Raw genomic sequence first — 22459 nt, 5'->3', positions numbered from 1 at the left:
TTATTTGTAATTTTTTAAAATAAGTCATTTTATTTCTTGTATTGCTTGATCACTATTCCTAATTCTTAGCTCTTATCGTACTATCTCTTTCAATAAAGGTGGTGAATAACGAGATCATTGCTGGATGAGGATTCTTTTCATTGATCAAATCAATTAGTCTATTTAAAGCGATATTCCCCATCTCAAACTTGAAAACTTTTACCGTTGACAGTTTAGGTTCAGAAACTGAAGAAGAGATAATATCGTCAAATCCAATTAGTTGAATATCTTTTGGGACATGAATTTTTTTCTTTTTTAAAAAATTTAAAATTATTAAAGCTATAACATCATTTGAAGCAAAAATTACATCAGGTTTTTTGGATAAAGATAAATTTAATGCATATAATATACCTTCTGGAGTTTCGTCACACTCGAATGTTTGAGGCAGCAATCGAAATTCAGTCATCGCTGCCGTGTATCCTTCAAATCTATTTCTAAATCCCCAATATGTAAGTGGACCGTGAATATGTACAATCTTTTTATATCCTCGTGAGAGCATTTGTTTTATTGTATAATAGGCGCCATCAAAGCCGTTTGAGATTACGGAATCAACTTTTAAAGCAGGAATATAATTATCTACAAGTACCTTTGGTAAATCTGAATTTTCGACTAACTTAGGTAGACGGTCTCCTCCCATTATAAGCAAGCCATCCAACCCTTCCAATAATTTTCTGTTTCCATTATCAAAGGTTTCCAATTTTATTTGGATGTTGTTTTCTTTTGCTAAACTTTCAATTCCTGCTAAAACAGTTGTATAGAACTCTCTTATACCAAATGAATCATTTCCCTTGAGAATTTTGTCTATCCTTTTACTAATGACTAAACCAATGTTATAAGAACTTTTTTTGTTGGCTAAATTTCGAGCGATTCTCGAGGGTTTATAATCTAATTCTTCGATAGCTTGCAAAACTTTTTCTCTAGTTTTTTTTGAAACATTGTCTTTTGAATTCAAAACTCTTGATACTGAGGCTATAGATACACCAGCTAATTTTGCAACATCATCTATCTTTGACATTTAGTAAAACCTCCATATTGTAAGCGCTTACAAGAAAATTATAACAGCATCCTAAAAGAAAGTCAAACCTGGTTATAACCAAATAAGGCCAATTAAAGGTAATTATTCTCAATTATTTGAAAAAATCTCCATTTTTCTAATAAGTTGGGTTCGATGAAATGTATTTAGAAAATCAAAAAATAAGAAAATAGGAGATTTCGACTGCTAAAGGTCTATAATTGCTTTTAATTACATTTAAACAGTTATAATCGACTTTGCATAGATTCTTTTTAGGTGCTATAATTATCAATAAGATTGTAAGCGCTTACATAACGATAAAACACAAAGTCTGGTTGGTTTGGAGTATCCCAATAAATGTATTTATGAAAAATGAAAGGAGGAGGAACAAAAGTGAAAAAAGCGAGGATGTTTGTAACTTTAGTGACGGTTCTTCTTGTAGCCTTCACTCTTTTTGCAGAGGAAAAGGTGTTAAAAGTTTCTACCGAGCAAATGACAAACCTTGAGGTTCCATTTGTGGTGAGTTTTTCTGAGTTGTTGGATTTTGTTGGATATGATTTCGATGCAAACTGGAATTCTATCAGAATAAAAGATTCGAAAGGGAAGAATCTTCCCTATCAGATTGTGGATGTTGATCAAAACGGAAGGATTTCCTCTTCAGATTTTCTCCAATTTGTATTTAAGAATGAAGCCAACATAGTTGTATCGGATGATTGGGATTTAGACTTACTACAATTCGAACCAGCTTTCACAATTGAGGAAAAAGAAGGGGAATACAATGTAATAAACAAAAATTTTACGGTCAAGGTAAATAACCACGGATTAGCAAATTTTACTAAATATGGCAATGTTGAAGGAATCTTGTACAATGAACTTGGGACAGCGAGAATTGCAGGGTGGTCAGGTAGCACATACTATGTAGACGGGAAGTTAGGTAAACACGTTGAAACAACATCTATGGGATTAACCGTGAAGGATTTAAAAGTTTTTGATCCAGGACCTGTCGCTGTAACTGTTCAGGCTGTACTTTCCTATGAAGATCTTCCTGGTCTCACACAAAAGTTAACCACACATATTTTTAAAACTGGTGATGTGTTAGTAGAAAATGAATTTTCATTCTCCAATTACGTGGACATAATGAAATTACAAGTTATGTCTACAGCACCTTTAACAACCGTTGATGATAGTTCTTTGCATATCACTCCTATATTTAGAAGAATGATTTGGTCAGAGCAATTAGGAGTAACTCCATATGAATATTGGAAGGAAAGAGACGCCATAGAAATAGTTGATGAAAATGCTTATGTGGTATTTCCAGCTATCGATTCTATGAAACCTTTATGGTGGGGAGCGACATATGCCTTTGTTTCCATGGAAGATTGGAGAGCTAATTTTTCAGAGAAATATGGTTTGATAGCAACAGAAATATTACCACAAACCTCCGTTGTTTATTCTGACCTTAAAAAATTTGTTTATAATGATTTTTGGTTTTATGAAAGTAGAGAATTTAGAGATGGAATATTTAGATGGATCCCAGGAGAATTGAATAATTATGAAGCTACAAAAGGCATCTTTGAAGGAACTAATGAAGCTGATTGGATGATGAAATTCAAAGCCGGAGACAAAGTTACTTATACGAGATATTTCTCAATCTATTCCGCAAAGGACACTGTAGAAGCTATAAAATTGCTTGAAGGAAGAACACGCGAGATACAAAACTTAAAACTTATTATTCAGTAAACCTTTTATTTCTGCAGCATTTATAAATGCTGCAGAAATATTTGTTAGCACAAAGTTTATAGGGAGGAACAATTATGAATTGGAGGAAATTCTTCATGTTTTCTTTTCTTTTTTTATCTGTAATTTCTTTTAGTGTGCCGGAGATGAATCTTAATCATCTTGAATTTTTAAGGGACGAATTCATAATAGAAGGCGAGACAAAAATCGGTTATTGGATATATGCTGAAAAATTCGGAGATACATATGTTCACACAGAGGCAAAAGGTGAAGGAGTAACTTGCGTAGATGATGTAGCGAGGGTTGCAGTGTTATACACAGAACTTTATAAACTTTATCACAACGAATTTTACCTTCAAAGAGCAAAAGAAGCTTTAGATTTTGTGATGGCACTTCAAGATTCTGATGGAGATTTCTACAACTTCATTTTTGATAATGGGAGTATTAATAAGCAAGGGGTAACGAGTAGAAAAACAGCAAATTGGTGGGCGGCAAGAGGATTTTGGGCTATCTCAAACGCCTTAGAAATCTTTGATGAGGATCGGGATTTCCAAAAGAAATTAGACAATTCTGCCAAATTAGCTTATACTTTTTTATCAAAGAGCTTGGATGAGGATTATTTTTTAAATAAAAATTCGGATGTTTCTTCCGTTTTCCTTTTAGGGGTTATTGAATATTATAAATATACGGGGTATGAAAGTGCAAAAGAATTAGCTATAAAAATTGGAGATTCAATTCTTAATACACAGATAAAAGAAGGACTAATGAAGGGGGCGTTCAACGAAGGAACGGATTACCAATTATGGCATAGTTGGGGTAGTAGACAAGGGGAATCTCTGATAGAACTGTACAAGGTAACAGGAAATACTAAATATTTAGATTCAGCAATCTTTTTAGCGGATGAATTCTATCCATTATTGCTTTCTCTAGGTCCTGTTTATGAAATAGGAAAGTATATAAAAATGTATCCTCAGATTGCTTATGCAGTCGAACCAATAATTTCTACCTTGGTGAAATTATACTCCGTTACCCATGAAGAAAAATATGCCTACATGGCCGCATTGTTTGGAGGATTTTTTGAAAGGAACAACCATTTATCTTCTCCTATGTACGGACCAAACGGTGAAGGTTATGATTCTTTACACTCGATATATATAAACAGCAATGCTGGTGCTGAGTCGACAATATCTGCTTTGCTAAGTTTAGTCAGATTAAAAACCTTACCTTCCAAGGTTCAACCATTAACTTTGTCTAAAATAGTTAGTGGTCGAGAAACGCTAATATTTGAAGCTGAAAAAATGGATACGGGCATTTATTATTTTGAATTGGATAATACCAATAATATCCGGATCAAAACTGAAGAAAGCATAAGGATAAGACAAAAAATTGATAATTTTTATTATGGTGAATATGAAGTTTACATATCCGGGTCTTTTGATTCTAAAACCTACGTTAAAGCTTCTTCTGGAGATAATTCAACAGATAAAAACTTAGATCCAAATGAGGGCATCATGTACGTAGGGAACTTAAATATGGAGGAAAATCAAATTATTTTGTACTTAAAACCTGAAAGTGGTTTTATTCACATTGATCAAGTCATTTTGAAACCAATTGATCCCATGTTTATATTTGACTTTGACCAATTTTATTATGAATTCTCAAAGGGCAAAATTGTAAAAACAGCTTATGAAACAACAACAGAAGAAAGTTTATATGCTCAAACCGCTGAAGTTGAAAGTGTTGTTATTGACAATAGCTTTTTATTGGATATAGAAGAGTTATTTAACAACGACGGCATTGTAAGTTTCTCCGACAGAAAATCCGGCAATTTTGATAATTACGATGGAATAATAGGGGCAAAATATCCAACAGAGGAGCTTATAAAACATTTAACGAATAATGTGTACTTTTATGAAAAGGAAGATGTTTATTTTAAATTTAAAATTGATGGAAAAGACAACCTAATACTAACTTCTCAGGTTATAAATCTAAAAGATATGGAAAAAATATTTGATTACATGTACATTGTAGGAGCGAGTGACCATGGAAATTATACAGGTAAGATAATGATACTTTACCAAGATGGATTAAGTCAAGAGGTGAACATCGCTTTTTCCGATTGGTGCCAATCTCCAATTTATGGTGAAACGGTTCTTTTAGAATTCGGTTATAGATACGATAGCTTAGGAATAACAGAAAATATAAATCCGAAAATGTATTTGTTGAAGATTCCTTTGAAATCTGTGCCTGTACAATCTATCTTTTTGCCTCAAATCCCAACAATGCATATCTTTGCCATATCTTTAAAGTGAATTCGATTTAAGAGTCCAGTTATACTTTTTGAAAATAGAAAGGTGAAACCCATTTATGAATAGTTAATTCTTATTCAAAAAAAGACTTGGGATACTCCCAAGTCTTTTCTAAAGGATCATATCTTTTTTAATGACACTTCCGTCACTGTCGTATATTTCGAAATGGATCTTTTTTATTTTTAAGATATTCGTTGGATCGTATGTTTTCACATCTATTTTGAAATCATTACCTACTTTTGTTATATCTATCTTTAAATTACCAAACTCACCTTTTGTAAAGTTGTAAGTGGTTCCATCGTCATCATAATAATTGTAAATAGCGTGATCGCTTACCAAACCAATAACTGTTAGTTCTGTAATTTCTTTTTCACCAACATAATTCATGGGTTCGGAAAGAAGTATCAAACTATTCTCTTTTATGAAGAGAGGAATTTCATTTAAATCTGCCTCAATGTAATAATCTCCTGCTTCATAAACTTTCATATTTCTTTCTTCGAATTTAGAAGCCGTCCAATTTAACCACTTAACTTCTGGCAAGTGTACATATCTTCCCTTTTTGTTTTGTTCGTGAACCGGTGCCACCATCAAAGAATCTCCGTACATGTATTGATATTCTATATCTTTCACCCTATCCCCTTCAAATACAAAAGATAAGGGTTTTACAAATGGAACCGATTCTTTGACGGAATTCATATATTCTGAGTAAGTATACGGTAGAAAAGCATATCTGAGCCTTACTATATCTCTCATGATGTTCAATGATTCTTCATCGAACTGCCAAGGCTCTTGGGGCCTTGTATTTAGCGCAGAATGGTTTCGATAAAAAGGTGTGAACGCACCTAACTCCATCCATCTTATGACTAATTCGGCAGATGAATCTGCTCCAAAGCCACCAACATCAGCTCCCGTATAGAAAAATCCCATCATGTTTAAAGATTGAAGCATCCTTATATTAACAAGCATGTGTTCCCACCAAGATTTATTATCCCCCATCCATATTGAAGCCATCCTGTGAAGGCCAGGATAACTACTTCTTGAGAGTAACAGATATCTTTCATTTGGGCATAACTCTTTAAGCTCATCCGCAGTTGCTTTTGTCATGTTGAATCCGTATAAGTTATGAACCGTATCGTGGTTTATTAAACTACTGTCGTCTAGTTTATGGTAGAAGCTTTTATAATCTTCTCTGTTGCTGGCTATGTTCAAAAGTGTTTCCTTTGCCAAGAAAACCTCTATACCGGCATTTTCCTTATTTTCCTCTAAATATTTTAAGATTTTCAAAAGATTGTCTAATCCTTTAGGGGTGTAAAATATTGAAGGTTCATTCATATCGTTCCAAAAGCCTTTTATTCCCATATCTGTAAAGAGTTTATACTTCTTACCCCACCATCTTCTAACTTCTGAGTTCAAAAAGTTTGGAAAGTGCGTAGGTCCTGGCCAAACAGCTGCAACAAAGTCATTACCCTTTTCATCCACACAGAAAAAGCCTTTTTCCTTGCCTTCTTCGTACATTTCATAGCCCTTTTCTATCTTTACCCCGGGGTCTATGATGGGTATAATTTTTATTCCTATATCTTTTAGGTCTTTTACCATCCCTTCGTAGTTAGGGAATTTTTCTTTGTTTATGGTGAAAACCTTGTAACTATCCATGTAATCTATATCTGTATAAATGACATCACAAGGGATACCAGTTTCTCTGAATTTTTTTGCTACATTTCTAACTTCTTCTTCTGAAAAGTAACTCCATCTTGATTGCTGAAATCCAAAAGCCCATTTTGGAGGAATGTAAGGTTTACCTGTTAAATTAAAGTATTCCTTTATTATGGATAGCTTTTCATCAGAATCAAAGATATACAAATCAAAATCTTTTGAAGGAACGGTTATCTTCAAAATATCTTTATCTGTGAATCCTATGTCAAAGATAATTTCAGAAGGATAATCGATGAACAATCCAAAAGTAATTTTTCCATCCAAGATTATAAAAGGATGAGAACCGTATAAAGACATTTTGTCAGGGGTATGTTCAGGATCATCTGTGTTGTAAAATCTGTAAATTTTACCTCTTTTGTTCAATGCCCCAAGAGTTTCTCCTAATCCATATACAATATCTTCTTTTGACATCTTGTATATGAAATTTATTTTGTTGTCTTCTTGTTCAACTTGAAAATATGGGATGGCATTGTTCTTTTGAAAATCCTTGCTTTCTAAGTCAACGATCACCGCCCCGGTTTTAAAAGGTTTGCCACTTCTGTACAAAGTAGTGTATTGCGTTAACTGCGTCTTTGTGAACATAGGTAAATCCTCCTCCAGCCAAATAAATATGTAGTTTTTAAAAACTTTAGGACTTGATAGATAGTGTTTTTAAACTTTACTTTCTATTAATTTTTCTTCTTTTAATCTATGCAGATAATGTTCGACTTCTGCCTTTAAGTCTTCCTCAATTCCCAGCTCTGCTTTGGCTATTATAATAGCTTCTTCCTTTGAAAATCCTAGTTCAAATACGTTCAAAAATACGTCCAAAAAATCTCTAAAGGTAGGTATTTTTTCTCTTATTTGGTTCATCCATTTTATATCTTCGATATTGTACCATGAATCAGAAATCGGTCCAATATTTTTTCTTACCTTTCTTTTTTGTGAGGGGATCAAGTTAAAATCAATTTTTTCTTTGAAAAATTCAATTAATTCTTCTTCTACATCCCCATATTTGGAAAGTTGGTTAAGTTTTAGGTAAGTCATGTAATTTACATAATTAGTGATGAGTTTGCTTTGAACATTGACTAACTTGAAATGATTGTTTATAATTTTGCCTTTTACTTGTGCCGAAACTTCTTGACTCATGTTGTCTAGATCGTAGATAGTTTTTAAAACAGCTTTTCCTATCCAGTCAAGTGTATTTTTTGAACATTTATCAACTGTGTCGTCACTTGAATGGTAATACCTATCTGGCCAATTCGTTAATGAGACAGCCGGTATTCCCAAGTTTGGATCTGAAAACATGTAATGGTCAGAGCCTCCTGAATATTTTTCGAAAGATAATCTAAAATCAGGATACTCTAAATTCACGTAAAGAAGTTCTGCTAAAAAAGAAGGTATTTCCCAAGGGGATGGAGTTAATTTAAGAGTTGATCCCGTTTTAAATTGATCTTCTCCCACCATATCTAAGTTTATAACGTAAGCGTTTTTTGGGAATTCTGTTGTTAAATAAGTGGCTGTACCGTACATCTCTGCTACCCAAAGACCGATGATTTTTCTGTTTAAGTGGTCTTGGAACTTTTCTAATACTCTCATTATTTCTGCCAGTAGTGCGGAACCGCTTGCATTGTCGTTGGCTCCTGGCTTTGGATGACACAGATGAGCAGTTAGAATAATAGCTGGTTGATCGGTATCTTTACCTATTTTTTCTTGTAAGACTTCTAGGTTATTTGTTCCTTGATCTGCATCCAAAAATGCTTCTATCAAAACTTTTTCTTTTTTAAGCTTTTCCTTTAACTCTTGAAATTGATCATAAGATAATGCGTAACCAAAGGCGTACTTATTTTTAAAACTTGGGAAAGAAGTATAATTAATGGTATCAGGTAAAAGTTCTGGAGTTCTTCCTATGGATTTATCCTGAGCTTTCATATGGTAACTGAGGACACACCTCGCGTTGAATTTTTCTATTGCATAATGATACACAAGGGTCGGATTACCATCAGCCAATACCGCATTTCCCGGTTCAAAATTTTTGTAGTCTTCCTCTGTTTCTCCCTTTCCTACATCGAAGACTTCCAGTTTCTCTACACCATCAGTCTTATCTGATAGAAATATTGCCGAGATAGGTGTTAGAGAAAGATCAGAGACTATGTATTTCCCCCTATGATATTTTAAATAACCCCCCTTTAGATTCCAACTTGGAGGACTTTGCCATGTGTTGTAAGTTTTATCCATAGGGAAGGTAAGCAAAGTTGAATTTTTCAAATAATTTTGAATTATCTCTCTCGCTTTGGAATATTCAAAACTACCTTTTGCTCTATGAAAATTTGATATTTTTCTAATTAATTCTAAGGCATTTCTAGAAGAAAATTCATAAAATATATCTTTTAAGTCTATCATCTCATTCCCCCTCGTTTTCAAAGAATGTCTTTTTCTTCTATAAGGTCACTGCAGGCTTGTTCGGGAGAAACATGGTTTATGTGAAAGCCTGTACCCCATTCAAAACCAGCAACATTAGTTAATCTAGGTAATATTTCTATATGCCAGTGGTAATATAGTTCCAGCCCGTCAATAAACGGTGAAGTGTGTATGAACAGATTAAATGGTGGATCGTCAAGCTTTTTGTCAAATCTTTTGGTTATAATCGAAAGGGTTTTTGCTAAATCTTCAACTAATGCCGGATTGTTTTCTAAGGACCCAAAGTCATTTGAATGTTTGAGTGGAAGTATCCATGTTTCGTATGGAAATCTGGAGGCGTAAGGTTCTATAACAATGAACTCATCTGTTTTGAAAACGACCCTTTGTTTATCTTTTAACTCTTGGTTTATTATGTCACAATAGACACATCTTTCTCGAAACTCATAATAAGATTTGGATCCTTCTATTTCGGATTTAATCGTGATGGGAACGATTGGAGTGGCGATGAGCTGTGAGTGTGGATGTGAAAGGGAAGCGCCAGCTTCTTCTCCCTTGTTCTTGAATATTTGAATGTATTTTATGTTTTTGTCTTTTCTTATTGTTTGAAACCTTTTTAGGTAAGCCCATATTATTTCTTTTATTTGATCCATTGGCATATCAGCTAATTTTGCGTTGTGTTGTGGTGTTTCTATGATTACTTCATGGTATCCATAACCAGACATTTGGTCATATATCCCGACACCCTGTTTTTTCAATTCGTTTTCAGAGTCGAGCGCTGGAAATTTATTCGGAACAACACGAACCCACCATCCCGGGGAGTTTGGAGTAGAGTTAGCATCTCTAAAAGCTATTATTTCTTCAGGTGTACTGTATTCATTTCCGTAATCGAAAGGGCAGAAGGAGTTTTCTGTTTTTTGATGTTGTTTTTTGAAATCCATGGGCCTTTTCGATCGTTCGGAAGATATTATAACCCATCTTTTTATTATAGGATCTTTTCTCAATTCCATCATTCTAATAACCTCGTTTTTTGTCAAAGGCGATTTTGTATAATTCGATGTATTTCTTGGCGGCTTTTTCGTAAGAAAAGTCTTCTTTCATACAGTTTTCAAAAATATTAGTCCAGTCATCTTTCCTTTTTTGATGAAAGTACACGGCTTTCATTAAAGTGTATAATAAATTCGCTTCTTGGTATTCATAAAATCCGAATCCTGTTCCTTTCTTATCTTTTGGGTTGTATTCCGAAACCGTATCCTTCAATCCCCCTGTGTATCTTACAACGGGAACTGTGCCGTACCTCATCGAGTACATTTGGCCTAATCCGCATGGTTCGTACTTAGAGGGCATTAAAAATATATCAGATCCGGCGTATATTTTTTGAGCTAGATCTACATCGAAGGTTATGTTGATGGAGACTTTTTTAGGATAGATCTTTGTCAAAGTAGCAAAATAATCTTCGTATTTTTTATCTCCTGTTCCTAAAAGCACAAATTGAATATCAGTGAGTAACAAAAGGTCTATTATTTTTGAAATTAAATCGATTCCTTTTTGCTCAAAGAGCCTACCAATAAAAGAGATTAGCGTTATATTTTCATCCTTAACGAGCCCTAAGTATTCCTGCAAACTTGTTTTATTTTTTAATTTGTCTTTGTATGATTCAATGGGATAAAAAATGTGAGGATCTTTTATAGGATCATAAATGCTGTAGTCAATGCCGTTTAATACACCAAACAAATCTTCAGATCGAACCTTCAATATACCTTCTAGTCCGTATCCGTATTCTTCACTCTGTATTTCTTTAGCATAAGTGGGACTCACTGTATTTATGATATTACTGAACAAAATTCCACCTTTCAATATATTTACTTTTCCATAATATTCTAGGGCGTTTATGTTGAAAAGATAATTGGGTAATCCAGCCTGATTTAATACTTCGGGGTTAAAAAGCCCTTGATAACCTATATTGTGTATAGTTAATATTGTGGCTATCTTTTTTAAAATGTTGTCCTGTAAATAAACGGTTTTTAGATATACAGGTATAAGAGAAGTATGCCAGTCGTTTGCGTTGATAACGTTTGTGTCCGGTTCACATTCTTTTATAGTTTTTAAAACAGCATCACAAAAGTACGAAGTCTTCAAAAAGATATTTTCTTCATCATATATGTTTTTTGAATCGTAGAGGGTGTTCGTTTTAATAAAATAAATTACTACAGAGGAACCTTCTAAATAACTTTTATAAACACTAAAGGGAGACTTATGTGTATGGGAATCAGGTATTAAACCTGTTTTTACAAGCTGAAATTTAGAAGTATTAAAATTATTTTCTATGTTTTTATGAAAAGGCATCACAACGTATATATCTTCTCCTGCATTTTTTATATATTTTGGTAAGGCTCCAGCTACGTCTGCCAAGCCTCCAGCTTTAGCAAAGGGAGAGACTTCGTAGGATACGTAAGCTATTTTCATAATATGTATCGCCTCCTAGTGAGTAATTCTAAAAACTGTTTTAGCGCCCTTTCACCCCGCTCCCCACCCATAAGGAAAGGTGGAGTAGGACTTTACCCCGCTCCAGACGTTAAGGGGTAAACCCCTTAATAACCCCAAGTTCAAGGTCAAAAACATTTAAAAACATCGTTTGCACACTGCGGCAAACTTAAAAAGTTTTTTGCCCAGAACAGCAAAACGCATTAGCTTTTTTACCTGTCTTTATCTCCATTTTCTTCGTATATACCTTCATACTCTATATTTTCTTCGTCTAATATATCAGAAATGAGGTCAATATTTTTAATGCCTAATTTAAGACTGATCATTCTCTTTTCATCACTTATTTTGGCGGTCATTAGAGAGAGAAGGTTGATTTTTCGATTCGCAAATATGCTCAAGAGTTTGCCGAGTTCACCGGGAGCATCATTTATCTTTATTAATGCCCGTGTTCCTGTTTCATCAATAGCTGAGATGGTTTTAAAGGCTTTTAAAACTTCAAAAAGTCCAAAGACTCCTACAGGGCGCATTTCATTGTTAACAACAGGTAAAACTCTCGCTCTGTTTTCTAACATCAAAACTAGAGCATCTTCTAATAAGTCAGTGTCAAATAAAAAAGAGTCGGTAGGATCTAATAATTCTATTAATTTCGTATTTAAATCATGAGAAGAAAATGTAGGTATATCGTTGAAAGTGATGAGGTTGTACAAAGTTCCATCTCGTCTCACAACGACCAAATTTTCTTCTTCACTGCTTATTTTATCAAGGGCTTTTTGCAAGGTTTCGGTATACTCAATTGATTGAAAAGTATCATTTTGCCATAATTTTACATACATCATACAACCCCCAATATAATCTGTAAGGCTCAAAACAATATAATTATAAATTACTCATAAGGCATGCGAAAACTTGGGTATCTTTAATTAAATTATCAATTTTCACGTATTCGTTAGGTTGATGTGCTGTTCCATCAATTGTTGACCAAACAGCAGCAGGAAACCCTGCACCACGGACTATCGCTGCACAGGTACCTCCACCTATTCCACCAACTTTAGCTTCTATATTTCTAAGATTCATTATACTTTCTTTCAACATTTCTACACAGGGATGGTCTTTTGGTGTGGGTTTTGTTGATTTTTCAAGATGCTCCCCTTCAATTATTATTTTGACATTCCATTTATTCTCGTATTCTTTTGACAGGTTTTTAAGGTTGTTTATTATTTGCTCAACGTCATAATTTGGAAGAATTCTTCCATCGAAATATATAATATCTGTTCCGGGAATGGTATTTATGTTTTCAACATTTGAAACTTTTTTTGTTGGTTCAAAAGAAGAGTAAGGATAATTAAAGAGGTCATCTCGTTGGTTGTAAGTTTCATGGAAATATTTATCCGCCGCAACTGCAAAATCCATACCCGCTCTATGGGCGTTAATGGAGATATTGGGCATTGATGCATGGCCTTGCTTCCCAATAGTTGTTATTTTTAACCACATAATCGATTTTTCTGCAACTTCGATGAAACTTCCATCAGGTTCTCCCGCATCAGGTACGTAGAACCAATCTCCTTCTTTAAATAATCCTTGTTTTAATAAGTATTTTATTCCAAATTCTGAACCCGTTTCTTCATCTGAAACCAAAGCTAAGGCGATGTTGTTTTCTGGCCTCACTTTTAAATCCATAATGCTTTTCACGGCATACAATGTTGATATTAGAGATGCTCCGTTGTCTTCACTTCCCCTTCCAAAAATCTTTCCATCTTTTACTACCGGCTGAAAAGGATCTGTTTCCCACGATTTGATATCACCAGCAGGTACCTTGTCCATGTGAGTTACAAACCAAATAGTTCTTTGTGAATTTTGACCTTTGTAGGTTGCAACTATGTTTGGCCTGTATCCATATTCAACAGCATCGTCTGGAGCATCGTATCTTTTAATTTTGTAGAAATTCCATCCTTTAATCAAAGATTCTAGCCATTCTGCAGCTTCCTTTTCCCCAGGTCCTCCTGCACGTGGGTTGACAGAATTAATTGATGTAAACTTTTTTGAACTTTCAATAATTTCTTCTTTTAATTCTTCTACTTTTTTAATTATACTTTCTCTCATTGAATTATACCTCCCTATAGGTATTTGTAATTCAAAACCATTTCTTCTTTTTGAATATAATGATCATAGTTATAGCTATAGCTATAGTTGCCATGATACCTAAAATTATAAAATACCCAAATTTCCAATGCAATTCTGGCATATTCTCAAAATTCATTTGTAACTTTCTCTTTCGAAAGTAGTGTAATCAATTGTTCTTCAAACTGTGGGTCGTATTCAAAAGTTATGGGATCTTGTAATGTTTTGATACTTATTATGTGACCCCTTTTTGGATTACCAAAATCGGATAATAGATAAAGATAGAATAATATTTGAAATTTATAATCGTTGATTTTTTTTGGATCTCTCAATTCTGAGTATTTGTAATCCAAAATCTCAATATCACCATTTTCTATGATGACTTTATCAGGAATCCCAAATAACATGTATTCTTTTTTTCCTAAATTCAATTTTTTCATGAGTCTCCATTCATTTTTTATTATTTTATTCTCGGTGGGTGTGAAGGCTTTTTTCACTATATCTAATTCATCAAAACCCTGTGGTAGCTCTCCGCTTTTTATCATATTTTTTATGTGGCTTATGTTTTGAGCACTTCTTAGTTTAGAGTGTAAAAAAGATCCTCTAAAGATAAGCTCTTGATCTGAAAAAATGTTTTTTGGATCAAAATAAGTTGAAGGAGATAGAATAGTTCCACTGAGGTCTTCGATTAAATCTAATTCTTCAGTTTTTATTTCCTTGATTATGTAAGTTGGGGCTATATACTTTTTATATGAGAGATTGGTTAAGTCTTTAAGATTTTGTTGAGGTATTGCTTTAAACAAAGTATTTTTTTCATCTTGGTTTAGAGGTTGGAGGGCGTTTTCTTGTGCTTGTTGAATATGATCAGATTGAATTATATCTATCATATCTGAATTTTTTACAGTTAAGAAGAAATTATTTAATGTATCGGCTTTCTCATTGGACACTAAGATAGGTATCAGCAAGTCTTTCGCTCTTGTTATTCCCACATATACTAATCTATTGGATTCGGTTTTATCCAAAAACTCATTGTTTTTAAACCATTTGAACAGCCAGTGATCACTGTTTTCTACGCTCTCTTTATATACATTGTTCAAGATATAATATCTATTTCCTGTCGCATCAGGGATCGAAAATTCTGCATTAGAACCATTTTTTGTGCCTGAAATAGAGTTGTGTAAACCGATCATTAATACAATAGGAAATTCCAAACCTTTAGATTTATGGATGGTCATTACTTTCACACTGTTAGATGTTTCATCTTCTATAGAAGCCTCTTCTTCAGAGATATTAGAAGCATTTTTCAAAAATCTGACCAATTCAGAAAAAGAATTTGCCATATTGTTGTATTCTTCGGCTTGGTTTATAAGTTTTTTTATATTTGATATTGAAACTTCAGGATCATTTGTTAAAGCAAGTTTTGAGAAGTAATTGTTGTCGTTTACTATACCTTTCAGTATAGAAGAAGGAGTTAAATAGTATTTGAGATCTTTGTACTTTTTAAGCACTTTATAACTTTCCACTACATCTTCAGGGAATTCGCTTTGCATATTTTCAAAGGTTTCAAAGAAACTTCCTTGCCTTTTTTCTACTAATTTGGAAAGATCTTGAAAACTCATACCTACTAGAAGTGACATCATATACCTTACAAACTGGTAGTCGTTGAGAGGATTTTGAATTGAGTTGAGAGCAGCGAAAATAGCTTGAATTTCTGGTCTGTTGTAAAAAGATTTGCTGCCGAATATATAAAATGGTATATTGTATTTAAAAAAGGTTGTTCTAAGTATTTTCTCTGTATTTTTTAATTCTTTTGAAAGGACAGCGATATCTTTTGGTTCTATTTTTCTTCTTTCATAATATACTTTATTATTTTTTCTTACTTTGAAATCCATTTCTTGTCCTAACAACTTTTTTATAACTTTTGCCAACGTCTCTATTTCAATGGCAAGACGATTTTCTTGGTTGTTTAATCCGTTGTCATCCGTGGGTTCAATTATTATGTATTTAACTCTTTTAGTATCATCTTCAATCAAGGTGGGAATCGTTTCGGTCTCTTGGGGAGGGATTTCGGGTTCTGATATATCTTCTTCTTGGAAAGAGAGATTTTCTAAAAGGGTGGGATCGATATCTGACATCTGTAAATTATCTCTTTTAAATAAAGAGAATTCAGAAAGACGATTCGCGAAATTTATGATTTGTTGATGGGATCTTCTGTTTTTAGTTAATTTTCCTAAAAGAACTTCTTCATCGGAGTTTTGAGCTTCTGTTAAAGAACGAGAAAATACAGAAACATCTGCTCCTCTGAAACGATAGATGGATTGTTTTCTATCTCCAACATAAAAAAAGTAATTATCTGTGGTATGGAGTTTGTCAAAGATTTCTTTTTGAAGATAATTAGTATCTTGAAATTCGTCAACTACGATATATTTGAATTTATTTTGGTACTTTTTAAGAAGATCGGGGTTATTTTCGAATTCTTCTACAACCTTTTCTAAAACCGCTTTGAAGTCGTACAAAAAATTATCGATGGTTAATCCCAAATAGAATTCACTAGCGATAAGAGAAATAATTTTGACAAGCCATAAGAAGTCTTTGTAAAGTTCGGTGAGTTCTTTATCTGCTAATTCCAAGTCATTAGTTAATAAGACTCTTGACATTTCAATACGCCAGTTGGAAACAATATCTTGAATTATTTTTTCAAACTTGTCCAATCCTATTTCAGAAAGTATATTTTTAAAGGATTCTTTAAATTTTGTTTTTTCTCTGTTCAAAGTTTCAACATACTTTTCTATTTTTTCCTTTCTTTTTGTGGATAAGAAGTTGAGCCAATCTATTTCTTTATCTTGATATATTTCTAAGGCGACTCTTAGAGCAGAATAAACCGATCTTTCAACTTCTCGATCTCTTTGAAAATCGCTTATTATACTAAAATTTGGGTCTACCCCCATGGAAATGTTGTTTTCTCTTATTATCCTTGAGCAAAAGCTGTCTATAGTTTTAATCCATGAGCGGGATAAATTAATTTTTACTTCGTTCCAATATTGGTACCATTCTAATTTGCTGATGCCATATGGAGGTTTTTTAACCAGTTTGTTTGAAACCTCTTCCATAATCCTATTCTTCATTTCAGAGGCGGCTTTATTTGTAAAGGTAACCGTAAGAATATTATCAACTATGTCAGCATTTGGGAAATTCTTTTCTAATACTTTTATAAAATATTGTGTAAGAATATAAGTTTTGCCCGTTCCCGCTGATGCCGAGATGAAGAAATTCCTGTTTGGATCATCTATCTCTTTGTAAACATCAACTTTTTTTACAGTCATTTAGTATCTTGTCCTTTCAAATTTTGAAACAATTCGTTTTAAATATTATACCATAATTATATTATTGATTAAAAAAGTAAAGACGCCCTGCTGGATAGAGCGTCTAGAAGATAAGTTATAATTATTTTTATTTTTTAATTAGCTGTAATTTTTTTAAATTCTTCTTTGTTGTGTATTTTTTCGTAGACAAAATCTTTTGTAACTTTTCCGTCTTTGATTTCCACTATCCTACTTGAATATTTTTCTACTATTTTCATATTGTGCGTGATCATTATGATGGTTAGTCCAAGCTCTTTATTTATCTTCATTGTTAGTTCCATCACCTTTTCGACATTTTTGGGATCAAGAGCTGCAGTATGTTCGTCTAATAGCAGAAGATCAGGCTTCGTTATAGATGCAAGTACCATGGCGAGAGCCTGTTTTTGTCCCCCGGAAAATTCTTTGACTTTTGTTTTAAGCCTATTTTCTAATCCCATGTTTAAAGACTTCAACAATTCTAATCCTTGGTATTTTCCAAATGAAAAGAATCTGTTGCCTTTTTTGGATCCCAAGATCAAATTTTCTTCAAGAGTTAAATCAGGGAATACACCTCTATCAGGTTCTTGATACACTATACCGACATTTCTAAAGAGTTTGTAGGGCTTGGTTCTTTTTATGCTTTTGTTATTTAGCGTGAAACTGCCTTCATCTAACACTACCTCTCCGGTTAAAACTTTAAGAAGCGTTGTCTTCCCAGCACCATTGGGACCTATGATAGTGACGAATTCTCCCTTTTTAACGCTTAGTTCAAATTTGTCCAAGGCTTTTTTTTCATTAACTTGATTTTTATTGTATACTACTCTGATGTTTTTAAGCTCAACCATTTTTTAAATTCTACCCTCCTTAATCCTATTACTATTATTATGAACAACGCAGTTATTAGTTTCATATCGCTTGATTGGAAGCCGATTATGTAACCATATCTCATAGCTAATGCCAGTAAAAATTGATAGACAACAGCTCCAATTATGGGGCATAACATGTTATAGAACAAATTAAACCTGCCAAATATGATCTCCCCCAAAATAACCGCGGCTAAAGAAGTTACAACTATGCCTTGCCCCATATTTACATCTGAAAATCCACCGTACATAGAGAACAAGGATCCTGACAGCCCCGCGAAGAAATTTCCTAAAAATAATCCGATTATACTCATAATTTCGGGGTTCATACCCAGGTTTTTGATTCCTGCCTTGTTACCTCCGTATCCCCTGAGCGCAATTCCTAACTCCGTTCTCAAAAAGATTATTGTTAGAAGAGCAGATACAAATACTATCGAAGCTATTAGGATGGTAGAATTATATCCAGAGTTTTCTCTGAATGGAGATAAGGTTTTTTTGGTATCGTTTATTGGTAAATTACTTTGACTTTCATTTAAGCTACTCATGCCTAAAATGTCATCTAACTTCGTTTTTTCTGTGTATTGTGCTTCTTGCTGGGCTGTTATTTCTTTTGGAACAGAAACGTTCGGTCCATTCATGACCCTTATGTTTATCGAATAAAGCATGGTCATAATCAATATGCTAGCTAACAAAGAATTGACTTTTAATTTGTTATGTATTAGTGCGGTTATTATTCCAAAAAAACCGGCCATTAAACCACCTAGAATCATACACAGTATCCAAGGCAGGCCTGCGTACATAAACGCAACGGTTACCGCTCCTCCCAATACATACGATCCATCAGGTGTTAAATCCGGAAGGTCGATGACTCGGAAACTTATAAACACGCCCATTGCAACTAGGGAGGCTATTAATCCTTGTTCTAATATACCGACTAAATCCATAATTTTCCTCCTAAAATTTTTTCACGATCATTTTGTATCTACTATTTCATCTGCAATGTCTAAAAATTGTTGAGGTATATTTATATCAAGCGCCTGAGCTCTGTCCAAATTTATATAAAAGGTTAGCGCATCTGCTCCTACTATCCTAGATTCAATTTCATAAGGTTTTTTGCCGTTTATGAGATCAAGGACAATTTTTCCTGTTTCTATTCCTACTTGATAATAATCAAAGCCAAAACCTAAAACTGATGTTTTTCTAGCTATATCAATGTCTCCTGCAACTACCGGAATCTCATTTTTTTCAAATACTTGTCCTAAGATTTCAGCTGATGAAGCAACCAAATTATCTGTGTATAGATAGGCAACATCTATCCTGTTTGCCTGAGCGTTTAGGGAAGTTACAAGTTCGTTAGCGTTCGTTCCTGTAATTTCTATTACATTGAATCCAAGTTGAGGTGCAAATTTCTTGGTTTGATCTGCTAAAAAAACCGAGTTAGCTTCTCCGGTATTGTAAAGGATTGCTAAATTTTTGGCATCAGGAAATATTGTTCTTATAAGGTTTACATGAGTTTCAACAGGGACCATATCGCTTATTCCAACAACATTTCCTGGATTTTTACCAAATTTAGGTATCAAACCTGCACTGATTGGATCAGTAACGGCACTGAATACCACCGGCTTATCTTTTATTTCAGTTGCCGCTGCTTGAGCGGAGGGGGTAGCTATTGCAACTACTATATCTACATCTGTTTTGAATTTGTTAGCTATAGTTATCGCATTTTGAAAACTATTTTGAGCACTTTGATGCTCATATTCAAAATCTACACCGGACTCTTCAAGGTAATCAACTATTCCCTGATAAATCTTGTTTAAAGCAGGGTGTTCCACAATTTGTGTGATGCCAATCTTTACACCGAAAGCAAATGTGAATAGAGAAACGATTACCAAAGTTGTTAATACTTTTTTCATACCCTCACACCTCCTGGAGATTTTGTTTTCTCCGTATTTATTATAAAAAAAGGTGTCTACTCTTTTCGTAGACACCCACTTGTTTCTTCTTATACCTACTTGCTAGCTAATAGGTAACGGAAGGCACCAAGTTGGGTGTCTTTCCAATACCAAAAGTAGAAATATTGATTATTTTTTGATTTTACATCATTGAGAGGATTTGTTAAAAAGTGCAATGAAATTTTTTTCATAGTAACCCTCGCTTAATTGAAATTTAATTTTCCAAATTATACATCAATCAATAAGGATTGTCAAGTAAAAATTGTAATTTTCACAAAAGATTGGAGAAAATCCTGCTGAATGCTTCTGTAAATTTGATGGGGAAAGGCTGATTATTAAAGTAATCTTGAGAAATGTGAGAACTAATTTTTAAATCCTCAAGAAAAATATCTTCTATTTGTTTAGTTTTTTCCCTATCGTATATTAAGAGATTTGCCTCGTAATTTAGTTCAAAGCTTCGAATATCTATATTTGCCGTTCCAACGGTGGATATTAAGCCATCAATCGATACAAATTTAGAGTGTATGAATCGATCTTTTCTGTAAAAATACACTTCTACACCATATTTTATAATTTCTTCCAAATATGTTCTTGAAGCAAAATATACTAAAAAATGATCCATCTTTCCTGGAAATAAGATTTTTACTTTAATACCTGAAAGAGCAGCTATTTTCAAAGCCGAAAGAATACTATCATTTGGGATGAAGTACGGGGTAGCTATGTATATATGGTCTTTAGCAATAGTAATCATCTTATGGATCGTTTGCATTATGGATGAATTTTCTGACTCTGGGCCGCTCACCGCTATTTGTATTAAAGAGTTCCCTTTTCTCTCTTGTTTTTTAAAGTATTTACTAGGATCTATTTTTTCTTTTTTTCTCTCTGCCTTTACAATTGTTTGATAGTCTTCAAAGAAAATTTTTTGAAGTCCGTTTACAGCCTCTCCTCTAACTTTTAAGTGGAGGTCTCTCCAATATCCCAAACTACTTTTACCAATGTATTCATTTCCAATGTTTATCCCTCCGATAAATCCGATTTTAGAGTCAATTATCGCTATTTTTCTGTGATTTCTGTAATTTACCTGAGTATTTACAAATTTAAGTAAGGGCGATAAAAAATAGCTATAAAAAGCAATTTCAACTCCTGCATTTTCTAATTGCTTTATATAGCTTTTCTTTAGACGTCCTGAACCTATTTTATCCATAATAAATTTAATTTCTACTCCTTCTTTAGCCTTTTTTATCAGGAGGTCTTTGAGTTTTTTTCCTGTTTCATCGTCTTTTACAATATAGTATTCTAAATTGATAGATTCTTTTGCGTTTTCAATTTCTTTAAAGAAAGAAGAGAATTTTTCTTTCCCATTTTTAAAAATTTCTATGTCGTTTCCCAAAAATAAAGGTGACTTAGAGTTCCTTTTTAAAAGATTAATTAGTTGTAAGTATTGAATATCATTTTCCCCAAGTACCTTCTTTAGCCATTCTTTTTCTTCTTGCGATAAAGTAGTGTTTGAATTCAAGTAAATATCACTGGTAAGTTTTCTTCTTTTCCAGTTTCTTCCAAAAAAAAGATAGATTACAAATCCTATAAGTGGGATTACGGCGAATATTAAAAGCCAACTTATCGTTTTTTCTGGTCTCTTTCTTTCCAAGATGATGACAGTCGTAGCAACAACAGCATATATTAATACAAAAAAAGTCCAAAAACCAAATTTGAAAATTATAGCAAAGGCCATTTTATATTTCTCCTAAATCTCTTATGTTTTTCCATATAGAGTAAATCTCTTCGTGAATTTCTTCGATTGTTTTTAATTCTTCGTTTTCTTTTAAACAGTTTATTATCTTCCAATTGTACTTTTGGGCAACATATTTAGCATTTTCATATGTCTTGTTTATATACTCAATATTTTTTTCGTGGATATCTTTTCCTGTTAGATCTATTATTTTTTCCTTTCTCTTTCTGAGCAATTCTATACTTATTTTAGGAGGAATATCTAAAAATATTACGTAATCAGGCTTTGGCAAATTAAATTTGTTGAATTCCAAATCCAAAAGCCATTCCAAAAATTCATCCTTTTCACTTTGATTTTCGAATTTTGAAGATTGATATATCATGTTGGAAGTTGTATACCTATCAGATATTAAAATTCCACCAGATTCATATAAAGGTTTCAATTCTTTTTGATAAGTTGCGAATCGGTCCACAGCAAAAAATGTGGAAGCAGCGTAGGGATTTATTGCTTCAGGGTTTTCTCCAAATTCACCTTTTAAATACATTTTTATCAAAGCGGAAGAGTCGCTTTTGTAATTTGGAAATTCAACTTTAAATGCCTTGATTTTTTCATCTTTTAATCTTTGTGACAATATTTCTGCTTGTGTGGCTTTGCCACTTGCGTCCGTTCCAGATTCTATTACAATAAGCATTCCTTTTTTCATAAATATCCTCCTACCGTTTAAGCACAGGTGTCTGTGCTTATTTTACTGATTAACTAAGTTAA

15 protein-coding genes and 1 pseudogene are annotated in these 22459 nt (G+C 33.3%); 2 read left to right on the top strand and 14 right to left on the bottom strand.

Annotated features, from left to right (window positions below; translation table 11 throughout):
- Positions 1-58: 58 nt before the first annotated feature.
- Positions 59-1054 (bottom strand): LacI family DNA-binding transcriptional regulator, encoded by a 996-nt coding sequence (locus X927_RS08415; RefSeq protein ID WP_103077629.1) that lies wholly within the window; start codon positions 1052-1054, stop codon positions 59-61.
- A 390-nt stretch (positions 1055-1444) separates the two neighbouring features.
- Here X927_RS08415 and X927_RS08410 point away from each other — a divergent pair, with 390 nt between their 5' ends.
- Together X927_RS08410 and X927_RS08405 are read left to right on the top strand one after the other, a co-directional pair.
- On the top strand, positions 1445-2791 hold the full coding sequence (locus X927_RS08410) for a hypothetical protein (RefSeq protein WP_103077628.1): 1347 nt from the start codon (positions 1445-1447) through the stop codon (positions 2789-2791).
- A gap of 74 nt (positions 2792-2865) precedes the next feature.
- Positions 2866-5100, top strand: a complete 2235-nt coding sequence (locus X927_RS08405) for a glycoside hydrolase family protein (RefSeq protein ID WP_103077627.1) — start codon at positions 2866-2868, stop codon at positions 5098-5100.
- Positions 5101-5208: 108 nt separating this feature from the next.
- Here the strand turns inward: X927_RS08405 and X927_RS08400 are convergent, their stop codons facing one another.
- From X927_RS08400 to X927_RS08340, 13 genes and pseudogenes are all read right to left on the bottom strand, one after another.
- Positions 5209-7392: a TIM-barrel domain-containing protein gene (locus X927_RS08400; RefSeq protein WP_103077626.1), complete on the bottom strand. Its 2184-nt coding sequence runs from the start codon at positions 7390-7392 to the stop codon at positions 5209-5211.
- Between the two features lie 69 nt (positions 7393-7461).
- Positions 7462-9192, bottom strand: a complete 1731-nt coding sequence (locus tag X927_RS08395) for a DUF4910 domain-containing protein (protein ID WP_103077625.1) — start codon at positions 9190-9192, stop codon at positions 7462-7464.
- Positions 9193-9209: 17 nt separating this feature from the next.
- Positions 9210-10220 carry a galactose-1-phosphate uridylyltransferase gene (gene galT / locus X927_RS08390; RefSeq protein WP_103077624.1) on the bottom strand — a complete coding sequence of 337 codons (1011 nt, stop codon included), beginning with the start codon at positions 10218-10220 and terminating at the stop codon, positions 9210-9212.
- A 1-nt stretch (position 10221) separates the two neighbouring features.
- Positions 10222-11673: a glycogen synthase gene (locus tag X927_RS08385; RefSeq protein ID WP_103077623.1), complete on the bottom strand. Its 1452-nt coding sequence runs from the start codon at positions 11671-11673 to the stop codon at positions 10222-10224.
- 230 nt (positions 11674-11903) lie between these two features.
- Positions 11904-12524, bottom strand: coding sequence for a CBS domain-containing protein (locus X927_RS08380; RefSeq protein WP_103077622.1), 621 nt, complete (start codon positions 12522-12524; stop codon positions 11904-11906).
- Positions 12525-12567: 43 nt separating this feature from the next.
- Positions 12568-13791 (bottom strand): M20 family metallo-hydrolase, encoded by a 1224-nt coding sequence (locus X927_RS08375; protein WP_103077621.1) that lies wholly within the window; start codon positions 13789-13791, stop codon positions 12568-12570.
- Between the two features lie 31 nt (positions 13792-13822).
- Positions 13823-13948, bottom strand: a pseudogene (locus X927_RS08370) (CorA family divalent cation transporter); the annotation flags it as partial.
- On the bottom strand, positions 13938-17132 hold the full coding sequence (locus tag X927_RS08365; protein ID WP_103077619.1) for a UvrD-helicase domain-containing protein: 3195 nt from the start codon (positions 17130-17132) through the stop codon (positions 13938-13940). The gene X927_RS08365 and the pseudogene X927_RS08370, both read right to left, overlap by 11 nt.
- A 134-nt stretch (positions 17133-17266) precedes the next feature.
- Positions 17267-17995, bottom strand: coding sequence for an ABC transporter ATP-binding protein (locus X927_RS08360; RefSeq protein WP_103066006.1), 729 nt, complete (start codon positions 17993-17995; stop codon positions 17267-17269).
- Entirely contained in the window at positions 17968-18957 is a 990-nt protein-coding gene (locus X927_RS08355; protein WP_103077618.1) for an ABC transporter permease, read from the bottom strand. Before X927_RS08355 ends, X927_RS08360 begins: the two co-directional genes overlap by 28 nt.
- Before the next feature lie 27 nt (positions 18958-18984).
- On the bottom strand, positions 18985-19926 hold the full coding sequence (locus X927_RS08350) for an ABC transporter substrate-binding protein (RefSeq protein ID WP_103077617.1): 942 nt from the start codon (positions 19924-19926) through the stop codon (positions 18985-18987).
- Positions 19927-20236: 310 nt separating this feature from the next.
- A complete protein-coding gene (cls, locus tag X927_RS08345) occupies positions 20237-21697 on the bottom strand; it encodes a cardiolipin synthase (RefSeq protein WP_103077616.1) in 1461 nt (486 codons plus the stop codon).
- Between the two features lies 1 nt (position 21698).
- Positions 21699-22397 (bottom strand): dTMP kinase, encoded by a 699-nt coding sequence (locus tag X927_RS08340; protein ID WP_103077615.1) that lies wholly within the window; start codon positions 22395-22397, stop codon positions 21699-21701.
- Positions 22398-22459: the final 62 nt, after the last annotated feature.

This window comes from Petrotoga mexicana DSM 14811, assembly GCF_002895565.1.
Lineage (GTDB): Bacteria > Thermotogota > Thermotogae > Petrotogales > Petrotogaceae > Petrotoga > Petrotoga mexicana.
Note: the sequence above shows the minus strand (reverse complement) of the source record. Positions and strands in the feature narration are given on the sequence as shown.